Source organism: Sphingomonas sp. BL-S-29 (genome assembly GCF_055521495.1).
This window is the reverse complement of the sequence record NZ_CM145482.1, coordinates 104019-118834: the sequence shown is the minus strand read 5'-3', so window position 1 is coordinate 118834 and position 14816 is coordinate 104019. Positions and strand designations below refer to the sequence as shown.

The window sequence follows — 14816 nt, the reverse complement described above, 5'->3', positions numbered from 1 at the left end:
CCGGGCGGGAGAGGCAGTCTTTTACCGCACATCGCTCTCGGAGATCGGCACGATCTTGATCTCCACGCGCCGATTCGCCGCGCGACCTGCCTCGGTATCGTTCGAGGCGATCGGCTGCAGCTCGCCGAAACCGCGGATGCCGATTCGCGCCGACTTCACGCCGCGCGTCTCGAGATAGTCGGCGACCGATCCGGCGCGCCGTTCCGACAGGTCCTGGTTATAGGCTTCGCTGCCGGTCGAATCGGTATGGCCGTAGATATCGACATAGGTGCGGTCATATTGGCCGAGCACCTGCCCGACCTGATCGAGCGTGCGCTGGAACTGCGGCGCGACCGCCGCGCTGTTATAGGCGAAATTGATGCCCGACGGGATGTTGAGGATCAGGTCGTCGCCCTGCCGGATCACCTGCACATCGGTGCCCGCGGTGCGCGCGCGCAGATCGCGTTCCTGCTTGTCCATATAGGCGCCGATCCCGGCACCCGCGATGCCGCCGATGCCGGCGCCGACGATCTTCTCGGTCCGGTCGTGCCGGCCGCCGACGATATCGCCGAGCAGATAACCGCCGAGCGCCCCTCCGATTCCGCCAATCGCCGCCTTGGAGATGCGGCGTTCGCCCGTGACCGGGTCAGTGGTGCAGGCGCTCGTCGCCATCAGGGCGGCAAGGGCGGTGGCGGCGAGCGCCCGATGTGACAGCGTCATGATTCTCTCCCTGTCGCGGCGCGCTGAGGCGCCGCTTTGCCCCGTTTCAACACGCCTGGCCGCCCGCTTGTTCCGCCTCCGATTCGAACTTCCGTGTCACAGGCGGTTGTGCAGGCGCGAGAAACCCGCCAAAGACTTGGAGCGCGCCATGGCACCGCTTCCCCCCTTCCCCTGGATCGACGTCGCGATCATCTTCGCGCTGATCGTGTTGAACGGCGTTTTCGCGATGTCGGAGCTGGCGATCGTCTCGTCGCGCAAGGCGCGGCTCGAGGCGATGGCACGCGCGAAGAAGCGCGGCGCGCGTACGGCGCTGGCCCTGGCGGCCGATCCCGGCAAGTTCCTCTCCACCACGCAGATCGGCATCACGCTGATCGGCATCCTCGCCGGTGCCTATTCGGGCGCAAGCCTGGGTGGGCCGGTGGCGGCGCGCCTCGGCTTTCTCGGCCTGTCGGACGAGATCGCGCAGACGGTCGGTTTCGGCATCGTCATCGCCATCACGACCTATGCCTCGCTCGTCGTCGGGGAACTGGTACCGAAGCAGATCGCGCTGCGGGCCCCCGAACCGATCGCCGCGCTCATGGCGGGTCCGCTCCTGACTCTCGCGTGGTGCACCGCCCCGGTGGTCTGGCTGCTCGATTCGTCGAGCGGCGCGCTGTTCCGCCTGATGGGGCTGAAGCGCGAGACCGAGGATCATGTGACGGCCGAGGAGCTTCATCTGATCGTCGCCGAGGCCAGCAAGTCGGGCGTGATCGAGGAACATGAGCGCTCGATCATCTCGGGCGTCGTCCGCCTGGCCGACCGGCCGGTACGCGAAGTGATGACGCCGCGCACCGATGTCGAATGGATCGACGCGACGCTCGACGATGCCGGCATCCGCGCCGCGCTGATGGCGGCGTCGCACAGTCGCATGCCGGTCGCCGACGGATCGGTCGATGCGGTGATCGGCGTGGTCCAGGCGCGCGACATCGCGGTGGCGCTGTTCAAGGGCGAGCCGCTCGATCTGCGCGTGCTGATGCGCCAGGCGCCGGTAGTGATCGACCAGATCGACGCGATGGACGCGCTCGATGCCCTGCGCCAGGCCGAAGTCCCGATGGCGCTGATCCATGACGAGTACGGTCATTTCGAAGGCATCGTGACGCCCGCCGATCTGCTCGCGGCAATCGCCGGCGAGTTCGCGTCGGACACCGATCCGGACGAAGCGCCGTCGGTGGTCGAGCGCGACGACGGGTCGCTGCTCGTCGCGGGCCAGATGGCGGTCGATGCGCTGGCCGAACGGCTCGGCATCGATCTACCCGAGGATCGCGACTATGCGACGGTCGCCGGCCTCGCGCTCGCGGTGTTCCGCCACCTGCCGGGCGAGGGCGAAAGCTTCATCGAGCAGGGCTGGAAATTCGAAGTGGTCGATCTCGATGGCCGGCGCATCGACAAGCTGCTGGTCAGCGAGGCGAAGAAGAAGCGCTAGGCCGGGAAGGCTTTCAGCTGGGCTGCCCGTCTCCTCGTCCGTTCGTGCCGAGTAGAGACCGAGTAGCGCCGCAGGCGCGTATCGAGGGCTCGTATCGAGGCACCGTTCCGGGCGGCACCACCTGTCTCTCAAGACGAACGGACGAGTGGATGAACGGGTCGACCTGAATTTATCTTGTTCTAACCCAGCTTGCCGAACTCGGCCTCATAGGCCGCGCGGTCGCCCGCGGCGAGCAGGCGGGCCTGCTCGATCCAGCGGTCGCGCGCCAGCCGGCCGCGGAAATTGCCCAGCCGCGCGTCGAGATCCTGCGCCTCCTCGGGGGTCAGCGCGGCGATCTGGTCGATCCGGGTGATGCCGAGCTCCGCCAGGGTGGTGACCAGCTTGGGGCCGAGCCCCTTGAGCTGAGTCAAGTTGGCGGAGGCAGGTGCCGGTGCGGGAGCGGGGGCAGGTTCGGCTACCGGTTCGGCCATCTCCACCGCGATCGAGGCGGGCGTCGCATCGAACGCGGCGGCCGCCACGATCGGCTCGTTGGCGAGCGGCGGCGGGCTGGGCGCGACAGCAGGCGGCACGGTCGATCCGGGCGAACCTTGCTCGGCCGCGGCGCGGTTCTCGGTGACGATATCGTCGGCGGCGCGGCGCTCGCGCCGGAGCTTGATACCCCAGATGATGCCGGCGATCACGACGATCGCGAGCAGCGCGATCAGGATCAGGGGGGCGGTCGTTTCCATGCTTCGGCTCCGTGGGTTGCCGCCCATCCCTATCGCAGGATGGCCGGGCAACGCCACCGGATCGTCACTCGCCCGCGCGCTTCCTGTCGGCAAGGCGGGTCAGCCTGACGAATTCCTGCCGCCAGATGTCCTGCTGGATGCCCGCCAGCGCGCGTGCATCGGCCAGGCTGAAGCTGCCGAGAAAATTGTCGCCGCGCAGTCTCTGACCATAGGCGGCGACCGCCGCGACGAACGCCATGTCGCCGGCCGGTGCGGCGGCGTTCCGCATCAGGCTGGCGGGGACCGCGCGGGTGACCAGCCGCGATTGCTTCCCGTCCGGCAGCTTGTAGCGCAGCTTGACGAAGCCCAGCTCGGTGCCGCTTCCTGCGGCAGCGGTGCGCTTTTGGGCATAGCGCCGCTCGTCGGCCCAGCCCTTCGCGCTGGCCGGCATCACTTCGTACAGCGCGGTCACCTGGTGCCCGGCGCCGATATCGCCCGCGTCGACCGAATCGTTGTTGAAATCCTCTTCGGCCAAAGCGCGGTTCTCATAACCGATCAGGCGATATTGCTTCACCTCGGCCGGGTTGAACTCGACCTGCACCTTCACGTCCTTGGCGACGGTGACGAGCGTCGCGGACAATTGCTCGTCGAGCACTTTCCCCGCTTCCGTCGCACTGTCGATATAGGCGTAATTGCCATTTCCGAGATCGGCGATGTGCTCCATCATCGCCTCGTTGTAATTGCCTTCGCCGAAGCCGAGCGTGGTGAGGGTGATGCCGTCGTCGCGGTTGGACTTGACCAGGGCCTCGAGCGCCCTCGTGTCGCTGATCCCGACGTTGAAATCGCCGTCGGTCGCCAGGAAGATACGGTTGACGCCGTCCTTCATGAAGCTGGACCGGGCGGTGTCATAGGCGAGCTGGATGCCTGCGGCGCCCGCTGTGGATCCGCCGGCCTCCAGGCGCGTGAGCGCTGCCTTCACCGCATTCTTGTTGGCCGTGGGCTTCAGCACCATGCCCGCATTGCCCGCATAGACGATGATCGAAACCCGATCGTCGGGGCGGAGCCGGTCGGCGAGCCCGGTCAGCGCCGCCTTGACCAGGGGCAGCTTGTCGGCGTCCTCCATCGACCCCGAGACATCGACGAGGAAGGCCAGGTTGGCGCGGGGCCGCGCGGCGGTGGTCACGTCCCAGGCACGCAGCCCGATGCGGAGCAGCCGCGATTCCCGGTTCCACGGCGTGGTCGAGACATTGGTCGTCACGCTGAACGGCTGGGCGCGATCGGTCGGGCGCGGATAGTCATAGCGGAAATAATTGATCATCTCCTCGGTGCGCACGGCCTCGGGCGGCGGGGCTTCGCCATGGTTCAGAAAGCGTCGGACATTGGCATAGGAGCCGGTGTCGACATCGACCGAGAAGGTGGAGACGGGGTTGGTCGAGACGCGCTGGATCGGGGCGACGGGCCGGCCGTCATAGCGTTCGGTGTTGCCGGGCGCACCATAAGGCGCGGTGGGGGAGGACGGCAGCGCCAGCATCATGGCGGGCGGCGCCCTGTTGAATGAGGATGTCGGCTCGACCGGCGGCGGCATGGGCTCCATGACATCCATCGATCGAAGCGCTTCGGTAAGCTTCCGCACCGGCGGTTGCGACGACGATGTGATCAACAGACTGATCAATCCTGCCGTGAGCAACAGGCTGATCGATCCGGAAGCGATAGCGGGACGAAACCTCATCGACTCTCTCCCTTATCTTCTCTCCAATGATGTAATGGTATAACATAATATAACTGTTGCCAAGCCAGCCGAGAGAATGGTGTGGCGCGTCGATTCAACATCGCAGCGAATCATGGCAGCGTGAATTTGGACGACGCCCTTGTCAGGTACGTCCCGCTCTTTCTCAGTTGAAGATTGCAGGAGATCCGCTCGAACCAATTACCGGCCGTGCCACCTGTTATCGACCTGTTTCCGACCTGTTATTCAGTAACAGGTGCTTGGGCAGTAACAGTCTGAAACATCACCACAAAAGAAGGATCGGAATCCAACATAACAGGTGAGAAAAAAATTTCGTCGAAATAACAGGTGGAACAGGTGACGCATTCTCCTCGCCGAGGCCTGGGGCGATGCGACCCGGAATCAGCGGGTTCGGGCGATCTCGCGCCAGCCGATGTCGCGGCGGCAGAAACCGGTCGGGAAATCGATCGCATCGACGGCGCGATAGGCGTCCGTCTGGGCGGTCGCGATATCGGGGCCGGTCGCAGTGACCGCCAGAACACGCCCACCTGAGGCGACCAGCTTCCCGCGGTCGAGACGCGTGCCCGCCTGGAACACCCGCGCGCCGAGCGCCTCGGCGGCATCGATCCCGGCAATGGCGCCGCCGGTCTCGGGCGTGCCGGGATAGCCCCTGGCCGCCATCACCACGGTCAGCGCGGTATCGGGCGAGAAGCGCAACGGCGCGCGACCGGCCAGCCGCCCTTCGGCGGTGTCGAGCATCAGCTCAAGCAGGTCGTCCTCGAGCCGGGTCATCAGCACCTGGCATTCGGGGTCGCCGAAGCGGGCATTATATTCGATCAGCTTGGGCCCGTCGGCGGTGAGCATCAGCCCTGCGAACAGCACGCCCGAAAAGGGCATGCCGGCCGCCTTCATCGCCGCCACGGTGGGCAGGATGATTGCGTCGATCGCCTGCTGCTCCAGCTCGGGCGTCAGCACGCGCGCCGGGCTGTACGCGCCCATCCCGCCGGTATTGGGGCCGGTATCGCCGTCGCCGACACGCTTGTGGTCCTGGGCCGATCCGAACACCAGGATAGCCTCGCCGTCGGCGAGCACGAACAGGCTGGCTTCCTCGCCGTCGAGGAATTCCTCGATGACGGCTTCGGCGCCGCGCACCGCGAACAGCTCGTCGAGTGCTGCCTCGGCCTCGGCGCGGGTGGTCGCGACCGTCACGCCCTTGCCGGCGGCGAGGCCGTCTGCCTTCACCACCACGGGCAGGCCGAACTCGCCGAGTGCCGCCTGCGCTCCGTCGCGCGAGGTGACGCGGACATAGCCGGCGGTCGGGATCTTCGCCCGCTTGCACAGATCCTTGGTGAAGCCCTTCGATCCTTCGAGCTGGGCCGCCGCCTTGGTCGGGCCGAACACTGGAATGCCCATCATCCGGATATTGTCGCCAAGCCCGTCGACCAGTGGCGCTTCGGGCCCGATCACGACCAGGCCGATCGATTGGCGGTGGCAGAAATCGATCACCGCACGGTGATCCGCCGGGTCGAGATCGGCCAGGTCGGCATGCTCGGAGATGCCCGGATTGCCGGGCGCCGCAAACAGCTTGCCGAGGCGCGGCGATTGCGCGAGGCGCCACGCGAGCGCATGTTCACGGCCACCGGAGCCGATCAGCAGGACATTCATGACCGACCCCTTTTACGACGATCTCGACGACAAGACCGGGCGGCTCGTAGCCGAGCAGATGCCGGGCGACAACGCCGCGCCGCTCGGCGTGGGCGAACTGGCGCTGAAGCTCAAGCGCGTCGTCGAGGGCGAGTTTGGCCATGTCCGGCTGCGCGGCGAGATTTCAGGCTACAAGCGCGTCGCCTCGGGCCATGCCTATCTCAGCCTGAAGGATGACAGCGCGGTGATCGACGGCGTGATCTGGAAGGGCCAGATCGCGCTGATCCCGTTCCAGCCGCAGGACGGGATCGAAGTGATCGCGACCGGCAAGGTCACCACCTATCCCGGCCGCTCCAAATACCAGATCGTGATCGAGCGCATGGAGCTGGCGGGCGAGGGCGCGCTGATGGCGCTGCTGGAGAAGCTCAAGGCCGGGCTCGCCGCCGAGGGGCTGTTCGACAATGCGCGCAAGAAGGTGCTGCCCTATCTGCCCCGGGTGATCGGGGTCATCACCTCGCCAACCGGTGCCGTGATCCGCGACATCCTGCACCGGCTCGAGGATCGCTGCCCGACTCATGTGCTGGTCTGGCCGGTCAAGGTACAGGGCGACGCCGCCGCGGCCGAGGTCGCGGCGGCGCTGCGCGGGTTCGACGCGATCCAGCCGGGCGGGCCGGTGCCGCGCCCCGACCTCGTCATCGTCGCGCGCGGCGGCGGCTCGATCGAGGACCTCTGGGCGTTCAACGAGGAAGTGGTGGTGCGCGCCATCGCTGCCTGCTCGATCCCGATCATCTCGGCGGTCGGGCACGAGACCGATACGACGCTGGCCGATTTCGCCGCCGACCTGCGCGCCCCGACGCCGACCGCCGCCGCCGAGATGGCGGTGCCGGTGCTCGCCGATCTGCGGCTGACGCTCGCCGCGATGGGCCAGCGGACCGAACGCTGCGCGCGGCGCTATCACGAACGCGGGCGCGAACGGCTCGACGCGCTGGTGCGGGTGATTCCGAAGCGCGACGCGCTGCTCGGTCCGCAGCGCCAGCGCGCCGACGATCTCGGCGCGCGGCTCGATCGCGGGCTGGAACGGCGCGTGACGCTGGCGCGCGGCGTGCTCGATCGTTCGGCCGGGGCGCTGCGGCTGTCGGTGCTGGAGCGCCGGCTGGAGGATGCGCGGACCCGGCTCGACCGGACCTGGCGACTGGCCGAATCGCTCAATCCCGACAAATTGCTGGAGCGCGGCTATGTCCGCGTCTCGGCGCGGCCCTCGGGCGCCGTCGTCACCACCAGCGCGGCGGCGCGCACGGCGGGCGCCATCACGCTCCACTTCCGCGACGGGCCCGTCGATGCGCGGGTTGAGCGGGCGTGCGGCAAGGCATATGACAAGGCAAGCCCGGAACAGCCGAGCCTTTTGTGAGCGGAAATACGATGTTGATGTCGAACAGCGATCGCCCGGCGCGGCTTCATTACATGGCCAATGGCTTCCGCGTGCTCGCGACCGGCGACCATGTCGTCTGCGCGGTCTCCGGCCAGCGGATCGCGCTCGAAGATCTGCGCTACTGGAGCGTCGCGCGGCAGGAGCCCTATGCGACCCCGGAACTGGCGATGCAGGCGATGGCGCCGCAATGACGCCAGGCTGGCGCGGGGTGGTTGGAATCGCCGCGCTGATCGTCGCCGGAGGCTGTGTGAGGGCGTCGCCGGCGGCGCCCGGGGTCGGGCAGCCCGTGGCAAGCCCGCAAGCCGCGCCGACCGTCCCGCCCCGGCCGACCCCGGTTCCGGCGCGCTTCAGCTATTCGGGCAGCATGATCCAGGGCGGCCTGGTGATCGGCATCGCGCCCGTCGGCACCAGCCAGCTCACCTTCGACGGCACCGCCATCCCGGTCGCGCCCGACGGCCGGTTCCTGATCGCGTTCGACCGCGACGCGAAACCGACCGCCAGCCTGGTGGTGACTCTGGCCCGCGGCGGCGATGTGCGCGACACACTGACGGTCGCGCCGCGCGCCTGGGACATTTCGAAGCTCGACACCGTGCCCAAATATCCGGTGCCGCAGCCCGAGTTCGAGAAACTGCGCCCGGCCGAGCTTGCCCAGATCACCGCCGCGCGCGGGATCGGGACGGATGCGGACGGCTGGCGCGGGCCGTTCATCTGGCCGGTGACGGGGCGCATCTCCACCTTGTTCGGGTCGCAGCGCATCTACAAGAATGGCGAAGCGGGCAGCTATCATTCCGGGCTCGACATCGCCCGTCCGACCGGCACCATCGTGGTCGCGCCCGCTGACGGGGTGGTGATTCTCGCCGCGGACCATCCCTTCACGCTGGAGGGCAATCTGCTGATGATCGATCACGGCATGGGCCTGAACACCGCGTTCCTGCACTTGTCGAAGATCACCGTCCGGGTCGGCGACAAGGTGCGGCGCGGCCAGCCCGTCGGCCTGATCGGCATGACCGGCCGGGCCTCCGGACCCCATCTCCACTGGGGGATGAAGTGGCGCGATTCCCGCATCGATCCGCTGCTCGTGGCGGGTCCGATGCCGGTTACTCCATAGCAAGTCAGGCCTTCGCAGGCGCAGCACGGTATCCTGCGATACCGGCCGATTGCTGCCGAAACGCGTCGTTTCTGTGTCTTTTTGGATACAGCTAGGGCGAAAGCAGCGCAGCGAAGATGAATGCTACCTTTACAGAAACTGAGCGCTTGGCCCATCACACCGCCATGTCTCTTGGGGCCGTATTGCGTGCGGCCGATGGGGGCTTGGCAATCACCTTGCCGGACCGCGCAAAGCGGCCGGAGGGGTCAAGCGAGGGAAAAATTCGTGATCAATCCAGACAATTTCGCGCGTAAGGCGCGTCTGCTCGCCACCGCTGCGCCATTCGCGCTGGTGCTGGCGGCCACCCCTGCGTTCGCGCAGGAGACCCCGGCTCCGGCCGCACAGGAAGGCCAGACGGCCGCTGCGGACGACAATAGCGACATCGTCGTGACCGGTACGCTGTTCCGCCGCACCGACACCGAGACGGTGTCGCCGGTCACGGTCGTGACGACCGAGGCGATGGACGCCCGCGGCATCAACACCGTGCAGGACGCGATCCAGCAGCTGTCGTCCAACAACGGTCCGGCGCTCGGCAACTCCTTCACCGCCAACGGCGCGTTTGCCGGCGGTGCGTCGTCGGTGTCGCTGCGCGGCCTGTCGACCAACTCGACCCTGGTTCTGTTCGACGGCCTGCGCGCCGCTTACTATCCGCTGGCCGATGACGGTTCGCGCAACTTCGTCGATCTCAACACCATTCCGGACGACATTGTCGAGCGGATCGAAGTGCTGCGCGACGGCGCGTCCTCGTCCTACGGCGCAGACGCGATCGCGGGCGTGGTCAACATCATCACCAAGCGTTCGGTCACTGGCGTCCAGGGCCGCGCGGAAGCCGGCGTCGCGGAGCGCGGCTTCGGCGGCAATCAGCGCCTGTCGCTGACCGCCGGCATCGGCGATCTCGATGAGAAGGGCTTCAATGCCTATATCAGCGGCTTTTATTATCGCGCCGAGGAAGTCGAGAATCGCGACCTGGGATATCCGTACAACACGTCGGATCAGACCGGTCTCTGCAGTTCGCGTGTCGACCCGAACGTCTGCGGTCATAACGGCCAGGCTTATGGCCTCGAGAATGGCGTATTGCCGAACAACGGAAACCTGACGGCCCAGGCGGACGGCAATTATAACCTGTCCAACATCTATGTCCGCCCGGCGGATCAGGCCAACGCCGCAGTCCCCGGAACGCGCTATCAGCTGCTGAACCCCGGCGTCTGCAACGGCGGCGTTGCCTATAACCCGACTGCCGCGGATCGCGTACCGTCGCTAAACGCCAACCTGCCGACCACCGTGTGCCGCGAAGACGGCGTCAACAAATATGGCACGGTTGCACCGCACATCGAGCGTTTCGGGGCCTCGTTCAAGGTCACCGCGATGCTCGGCGACAATACGGAAGGCTATTTCCAGGGCAACTTCCAGCAGGCCAGCACCTCCTATGATGGCGGCCCGCCCACCATCCGTGGCAACGCGCCGACCGGGATTTTCTACCCGCAGTTCTCGACCTCGAGCGCCGCGGCGATCCGTGCACCCGGCTCGTTCGTCCTGTCGCTGCCGACCTATGTCTGCCCGCGCGGCACGATCGCTGCCTGCACCGCGACCAACGGTACGCTCAATCCAAACAATCCGTTCGCGGCTGCCGGTCAGCGCGCGCTGGTCATCGGCACGATCCCGCAGGTTTCCAGCAACTTGACGCGCAGCCGCGTGTACCGCGCCGCTGCCGGTGTGTCCGGCGACGTGTTCGACGGCATCAGCTACAAGGTCGACTTCACGGCGATGCACACCGATCTGAAGCGCACGTCGCGTGGCTATGTGTACATCCAGCACCTGCTCGACGTGGTGAACGACGGCTCGTACAATTTCGTGAATCCGCTCGCGAACAGCCAGGCGGCGCAGGATTATCTGACGCCGGACAACGTGACGAACTCGTCGTCCGATCTGTTCCAGGGGCAGATCAGCCTGGGCAAGGAACTGGCGCAGCTCCCGGGCGGCCCGCTCCAGCTCGGCGTCGGCGGATCGGTTTATTACGAAGCGGTGGACGCGCCCAGCGCGAACTCCGACGTCAATGGCCCGACCCAGCGTTATTTCACGCTCAATGCGTTCGGCACCAAGGGCAATCGTACCGTTTCCTCGGCCTTCTACGAACTCAACGCGCCGGTCATCGATCAGATCGAGCTCAACGCCTCGGGTCGTTACGATCACTATTCGTCGGGCCAGAGCGCTTTTTCGCCGAAATTCGGTGTGAAGCTTAAGCCGATCCGCCAGTTGCTGATCCGCGGGACCTATTCCAAGGGGTATCGTATCCCGTCCTTCGGTGAAGCAAACGCTCTGCCGACGACTGGCTATGTCTCGCAAACTGTCGGGAATATCCCGCAAAATTTCCGCGCTCTGTACGGCGCGGCATGCGGTGCGAATGCCAACAACTGCCCGTCGTATCTCACCAACTACTCGATCGGTCTGACGACGCTTGCCTCGCCGAACCTGAAGCCTGAGAAGTCGCGCAGCTTCACCGCCGGCGTCCTTTTCGAGCCGATCCGCAACGTCTCGTTCACGGTCGATTACTACAACATCAAGAAGACCGGCGCGATCACCTCGCCGTCCTCGGCACCGGCTATCGCAGCTTATTATGCCGGCCAGCCGATCCCGGCGGGCTACAACGTCATCGCTGATGCGGCGGACATCAACAATCCGACCGCCAAGCCGCGTATCGCCTTCGTTCAGTCGGCCCTGATCAATGCCAACACGATCAAGTCGGAAGGCATCGATTTCGGCGCGAATGCGAAGTTCGACCTGGGTGCGGTCAAATGGACGTCCGTCCTCGACGCCAGCCTGATCCTGGAGCTCAGCACGACCTTCCCGGACGGCACCAAGGAGACGTATGTCGACACGCTCGGCAACTTCAACCTGACCGCTGGCTCGGGCACGTTCCGCTGGCGCGGCAACTGGCGGAACACGCTGGAGTACAACCAGTTCGCTCTCACCGGTACCGTGAACTATACTTCGGGATATGATCTCTCGGCTGAGGATCAGGGCACCGTCGCTGGCGATTGCGGTCTCGCGCCGGATTACACCGGCTGCCGCGTTAAGAGGTACATCACGTTCGACGCGAACCTGTCGGTTAAGGTCAACGACCAGTTCACCTTCTACGCGAACGTGCTCAACTTGACGAACGCCAAGCCGGGTCTCGATGCGGTCACCTATGGTGCGTATCTCTACAACCCGGTTCAGGCCGGTTACAACATCTTCGGCCGTCAGTTCCGCGCCGGCGCGAAGTTCAACTTCTAAGCCACGCAGGACTACAAAAAATCGGGGCGGATCCTTCGGGATCCGCCCCTTTTTTTGTCCGTCGGTATTGCGGGGCCAGGGCCCGGGACATTACCCCACCGCAAGCTCCAGCTTCCCGTCGCCCTCATCGACCTTCACCGTCGACCCATCCTTCACGTCGCCGCGCAGGATCAGGTCGGCCAGCGGGTCCTGCAGATAGCGCTGCACCGCCCGCTTCAAGGGCCGCGCGCCATAGACCGGGTCGTAGCCGACCCGGCCGAGCCAGGCGCGTGCCCCATCGGTCAGCTCCAGCACCACCTTGCGGTCCGCCAGCAGCTTCTGCACGCGCGAGACCTGGATATCGACGATCGGTGCCATCTCGCTCTGCCCGAGCCGGTGGAACAGGATGATCTCGTCCAGCCGGTTGAGGAATTCCGGGCGGAAATGCCCGCGCACGATCTCCATCACCTGCGGCTCGACCGAGGACGCGTCCTCGCCGTCGCCCAGGCTCGACAGATACTGGCTGCCCAGGTTCGAGGTCAGGATGATCAGTGTGTTCGAGAAATCGACCGTGCGGCCCTGGCCGTCGGTCAGCCGCCCGTCGTCGAGCACCTGCAGCAATATGTTGAACACGTCGCCATGCGCCTTCTCGACTTCGTCGAACAGCACGACCTGATAGGGCCTGCGCCGCACCGCCTCGGTCAGCACGCCGCCTTCCTCATAACCGACATAGCCGGGAGGGGCGCCGATCAGCCGGGCGACCGCGTGCTTCTCCATGAACTCGCTCATGTCGATGCGGACCAGCGCATTGGCGTCGTCGAACAGGAACTCGGCGAGCGCCTTGGTCAGTTCGGTCTTGCCGACGCCGGTCGGGCCGAGGAACAGGAAGGACCCGAGCGGGCGATTGGGCTCCTGCAGGCCGGCGCGCGCGCGGCGTACCGCGGTCGAGACCGCGCGGACTGCCTGGGCCTGGCCGATCACGCGCTTGCCGAGCGCCTCCTCCATGCCGAGCAGCTTGGCGCGCTCGCCTTCCAGCATCCGGTCGACCGGGATGCCGGTCCAGCGGCTGACCACGGCGGCGATATCGTCGGCGGTCACTTCCTCGCGCAGCATCGCACCCTTGGTAGTCGCCTGCGCCTCGTCGAGCTGGCGGGTGAGTTGCGGGATGGTGCCGTAGGACAGCTCGCCCGCCTTGGCGAGATCGCCGGCGCGCTGCGCCTGCTCAAGCTCGAGCCGCGCCGCGTCGAGCTGTTCCTTCAGCTTCGCCTCGGCGTTGATCTTGTCCTTCTCGCCCTGCCAGCGCGTGGTCAGCTCGGCCGATTGCTGTTCGAGATTGGCGAGCTCGCCCTCCAGATTGGCCAGCCGCTCGCGCGAGGTCGCGTCGGTCTCGCGCTTCAGCGCTTCGCGTTCGATCTTGAGCTGGATGATCCGCCGGTCGAGCGTCTCGATCTCCTCGGGCTTCGATTCAACCTCCATGCGGATTCGGCTAGCCGCTTCGTCCATCAGGTCGATCGCCTTGTCGGGCAGGAAGCGGTCAGTGATGTATCGGTTTGAAAGGGTAGAGGCAGCGACGATCGCGGCGTCAGTGATGCGCACGCCGTGGTGAAGTTCGTATTTCTCCTTCAGCCCGCGCAGGATCGAGATCGTGTCCTCGACCGTCGGCTCGCCGACGAACACCGGCTGGAAGCGCCGCTGCAACGCGGCGTCCTTCTCGACATATTTGCGATATTCGTCGAGCGTGGTCGCGCCGACGCAGTGCAGCTCGCCACGGGCCAGCGCCGGCTTGATCATGTTGGACGCGTCCATCGCGCCGTCGGTCTTGCCGGCACCGATCAGGGTGTGCATCTCGTCGATGAACAGGATGATGTCGCCTTCGCCGGCGCGCACTTCATCGAGCACGCCCTTCAGCCGCTCCTCGAACTCGCCGCGATATTTGGCGCCGGCGATCATGCTGCCGATGTCGAGCGACATCAGCTTCCGGTCCTTCAGCGTGTCGGGCACGTCGCCATTGGCGATGCGCAGCGCAAGACCTTCGGCGATCGCCGTCTTGCCGACGCCGGGTTCGCCGATCAGCACCGGGTTGTTCTTGGTACGGCGGGCAAGGATCTGGATGGTGCGGCGGATTTCCTCGTCGCGGCCGATCACCGGGTCGAGCTTGCCGTCGCGCGCCGCCTGGGTGAGGTCGCGGGCGAACTTGTTGAGCGCGTCGAACCGGTCCTCGGCACCCGCACTGTCGGCGGTGCGGCCCGCGCGGATCTTGTTGATCGCGGCGTTCAGGGCATCGGCCTTCACGCCCGCCGCCGCGAGTGCCTTGCCGGCAGTGGTCGTGGTGGAGAGCGCAAGCGCGAGCAGCAGCCGCTCGACCGTGACGAAGCTGTCGCCCGCCTTGGTCGCGGCCTGCTCGGCCTGGTCGAGCACGCGCACCGCGTCATTGTCGAGGCCGGGCGTCTGTTGTGCGCCGCCGCCCGAGACGGCGGGCACCTTTGCCAGCGCCGCGTCGGTCTCGGTCGCCGCGCGCTTTGCGTCGCCGCCGGCGGCGGTGATCAGCCCTGCCGCCATGCCCTGCTCGTCCTCGAGCAGCGCCTTCAGGATATGCTCGGGCGCAATGCGCTGATGGCTCATCCGGATCGCGACGGTCTGTGCCGATTGCAGGAAGCCCTTTGCGCGGTCGGTGAATTTTTCCAGGTTCATTGTTGTCCCTCCAGGTCCGGCACGGATATGGTGTTGTATATATGCAACACAAGCCTCTT

11 protein-coding genes are annotated in these 14816 nt (G+C 66.2%); 6 read left to right on the top strand and 5 right to left on the bottom strand.

Going from position 1 to position 14816, the window contains the following annotated elements:
- Positions 1-21: 21 nt before the first annotated feature.
- Positions 22-699: a YiaD family glycine zipper/OmpA-like lipoprotein gene (locus ACZ1I2_RS00540; protein ID WP_465171529.1), complete on the bottom strand. Its 678-nt coding sequence runs from the start codon at positions 697-699 to the stop codon at positions 22-24.
- A 148-nt stretch (positions 700-847) separates the two neighbouring features.
- Between ACZ1I2_RS00540 and ACZ1I2_RS00535 the strand changes: the two genes are divergently transcribed.
- Complete coding sequence (locus tag ACZ1I2_RS00535; RefSeq protein ID WP_465171530.1) at positions 848-2161, top strand: hemolysin family protein; 1314 nt, start codon at positions 848-850, stop codon at positions 2159-2161.
- A gap of 179 nt (positions 2162-2340) precedes the next feature.
- On the opposite strand, the gene ACZ1I2_RS00530 is transcribed toward ACZ1I2_RS00535, so the two are convergent.
- Together ACZ1I2_RS00530 and ACZ1I2_RS00525 are read right to left on the bottom strand one after the other, a co-directional pair.
- Complete coding sequence (locus ACZ1I2_RS00530; RefSeq protein ID WP_465175476.1) at positions 2341-2889, bottom strand: helix-hairpin-helix domain-containing protein; 549 nt, start codon at positions 2887-2889, stop codon at positions 2341-2343.
- A gap of 64 nt (positions 2890-2953) precedes the next feature.
- Positions 2954-4402 carry a vWA domain-containing protein gene (locus ACZ1I2_RS00525; RefSeq protein ID WP_465175477.1) on the bottom strand — a complete coding sequence of 483 codons (1449 nt, stop codon included), beginning with the start codon at positions 4400-4402 and terminating at the stop codon, positions 2954-2956.
- Here ACZ1I2_RS00525 and ACZ1I2_RS00520 point away from each other — a divergent pair.
- Positions 4401-4640: a hypothetical protein gene (locus tag ACZ1I2_RS00520; RefSeq protein WP_465175478.1), complete on the top strand. Its 240-nt coding sequence runs from the start codon at positions 4401-4403 to the stop codon at positions 4638-4640. The genes ACZ1I2_RS00525 and ACZ1I2_RS00520 overlap by 2 nt on opposite strands.
- A gap of 356 nt (positions 4641-4996) precedes the next feature.
- On the opposite strand, the gene purD is transcribed toward ACZ1I2_RS00520, so the two are convergent.
- Complete coding sequence (purD, locus tag ACZ1I2_RS00515; protein ID WP_465175479.1) at positions 4997-6259, bottom strand: phosphoribosylamine--glycine ligase; 1263 nt, start codon at positions 6257-6259, stop codon at positions 4997-4999.
- On the opposite strand from purD, the gene xseA reads away from it, so the two are divergent.
- The 4 genes from xseA to ACZ1I2_RS00495 all read left to right on the top strand — a co-directional run bounded on the left by xseA (position 6258) and on the right by ACZ1I2_RS00495 (position 12087).
- Entirely contained in the window at positions 6258-7646 is a 1389-nt protein-coding gene (gene xseA / locus ACZ1I2_RS00510; protein WP_465175480.1) for an exodeoxyribonuclease VII large subunit, read from the top strand. The genes purD and xseA overlap by 2 nt on opposite strands.
- An 11-nt stretch (positions 7647-7657) precedes the next feature.
- Entirely contained in the window at positions 7658-7858 is a 201-nt protein-coding gene (locus ACZ1I2_RS00505) for a DUF2093 domain-containing protein (RefSeq protein WP_465171535.1), read from the top strand.
- Positions 7855-8775, top strand: a complete 921-nt coding sequence (locus tag ACZ1I2_RS00500; protein WP_465181549.1) for a M23 family metallopeptidase — start codon at positions 7855-7857, stop codon at positions 8773-8775. Before ACZ1I2_RS00505 ends, ACZ1I2_RS00500 begins: the two co-directional genes overlap by 4 nt.
- A gap of 264 nt (positions 8776-9039) precedes the next feature.
- The gene (locus tag ACZ1I2_RS00495; protein ID WP_465175482.1) at positions 9040-12087 is read left to right on the top strand and encodes a TonB-dependent receptor domain-containing protein; all 3048 of its coding nucleotides are present in this window, start codon (positions 9040-9042) and stop codon (positions 12085-12087) included.
- 90 nt (positions 12088-12177) lie between these two features.
- Here ACZ1I2_RS00495 and clpB read toward each other — a convergent pair whose 3' ends face one another.
- Positions 12178-14757, bottom strand: a complete 2580-nt coding sequence (gene clpB / locus ACZ1I2_RS00490) for an ATP-dependent chaperone ClpB (RefSeq protein ID WP_465175483.1) — start codon at positions 14755-14757, stop codon at positions 12178-12180.
- Positions 14758-14816: the final 59 nt, after the last annotated feature.

Bases quoted from the DNA above. Each gene is read 5' to 3' on its own strand.
- ACZ1I2_RS00540 (WP_465171529.1), bottom strand. From the start codon at position 699: ATGACGCTGTCACATCGGGCGCTCGCCGCCACCGCCCTTGCCGCCCTG.
- ACZ1I2_RS00535 (WP_465171530.1), top strand. From the start codon at position 848: ATGGCACCGCTTCCCCCCTTCCCCTGGATCGACGTCGCGATCATCTTC.
- ACZ1I2_RS00530 (WP_465175476.1), bottom strand. From the start codon at position 2,889: ATGGAAACGACCGCCCCCCTGATCCTGATCGCGCTGCTCGCGATCGTC.
- ACZ1I2_RS00520 (WP_465175478.1), top strand. From the start codon at position 4,401: ATGGCGGGCGGCGCCCTGTTGAATGAGGATGTCGGCTCGACCGGCGGC.
- ACZ1I2_RS00525 (WP_465175477.1), bottom strand. From the start codon at position 4,402: ATGATGCTGGCGCTGCCGTCCTCCCCCACCGCGCCTTATGGTGCGCCC.
- xseA (WP_465175480.1), top strand. From the start codon at position 6,258: ATGACCGACCCCTTTTACGACGATCTCGACGACAAGACCGGGCGGCTC.
- purD (WP_465175479.1), bottom strand. From the start codon at position 6,259: ATGAATGTCCTGCTGATCGGCTCCGGTGGCCGTGAACATGCGCTCGCG.
- ACZ1I2_RS00505 (WP_465171535.1), top strand. From the start codon at position 7,658: ATGTTGATGTCGAACAGCGATCGCCCGGCGCGGCTTCATTACATGGCC.
- ACZ1I2_RS00500 (WP_465181549.1), top strand. From the start codon at position 7,855: ATGACGCCAGGCTGGCGCGGGGTGGTTGGAATCGCCGCGCTGATCGTC.
- clpB (WP_465175483.1), bottom strand. From the start codon at position 14,757: ATGAACCTGGAAAAATTCACCGACCGCGCAAAGGGCTTCCTGCAATCG.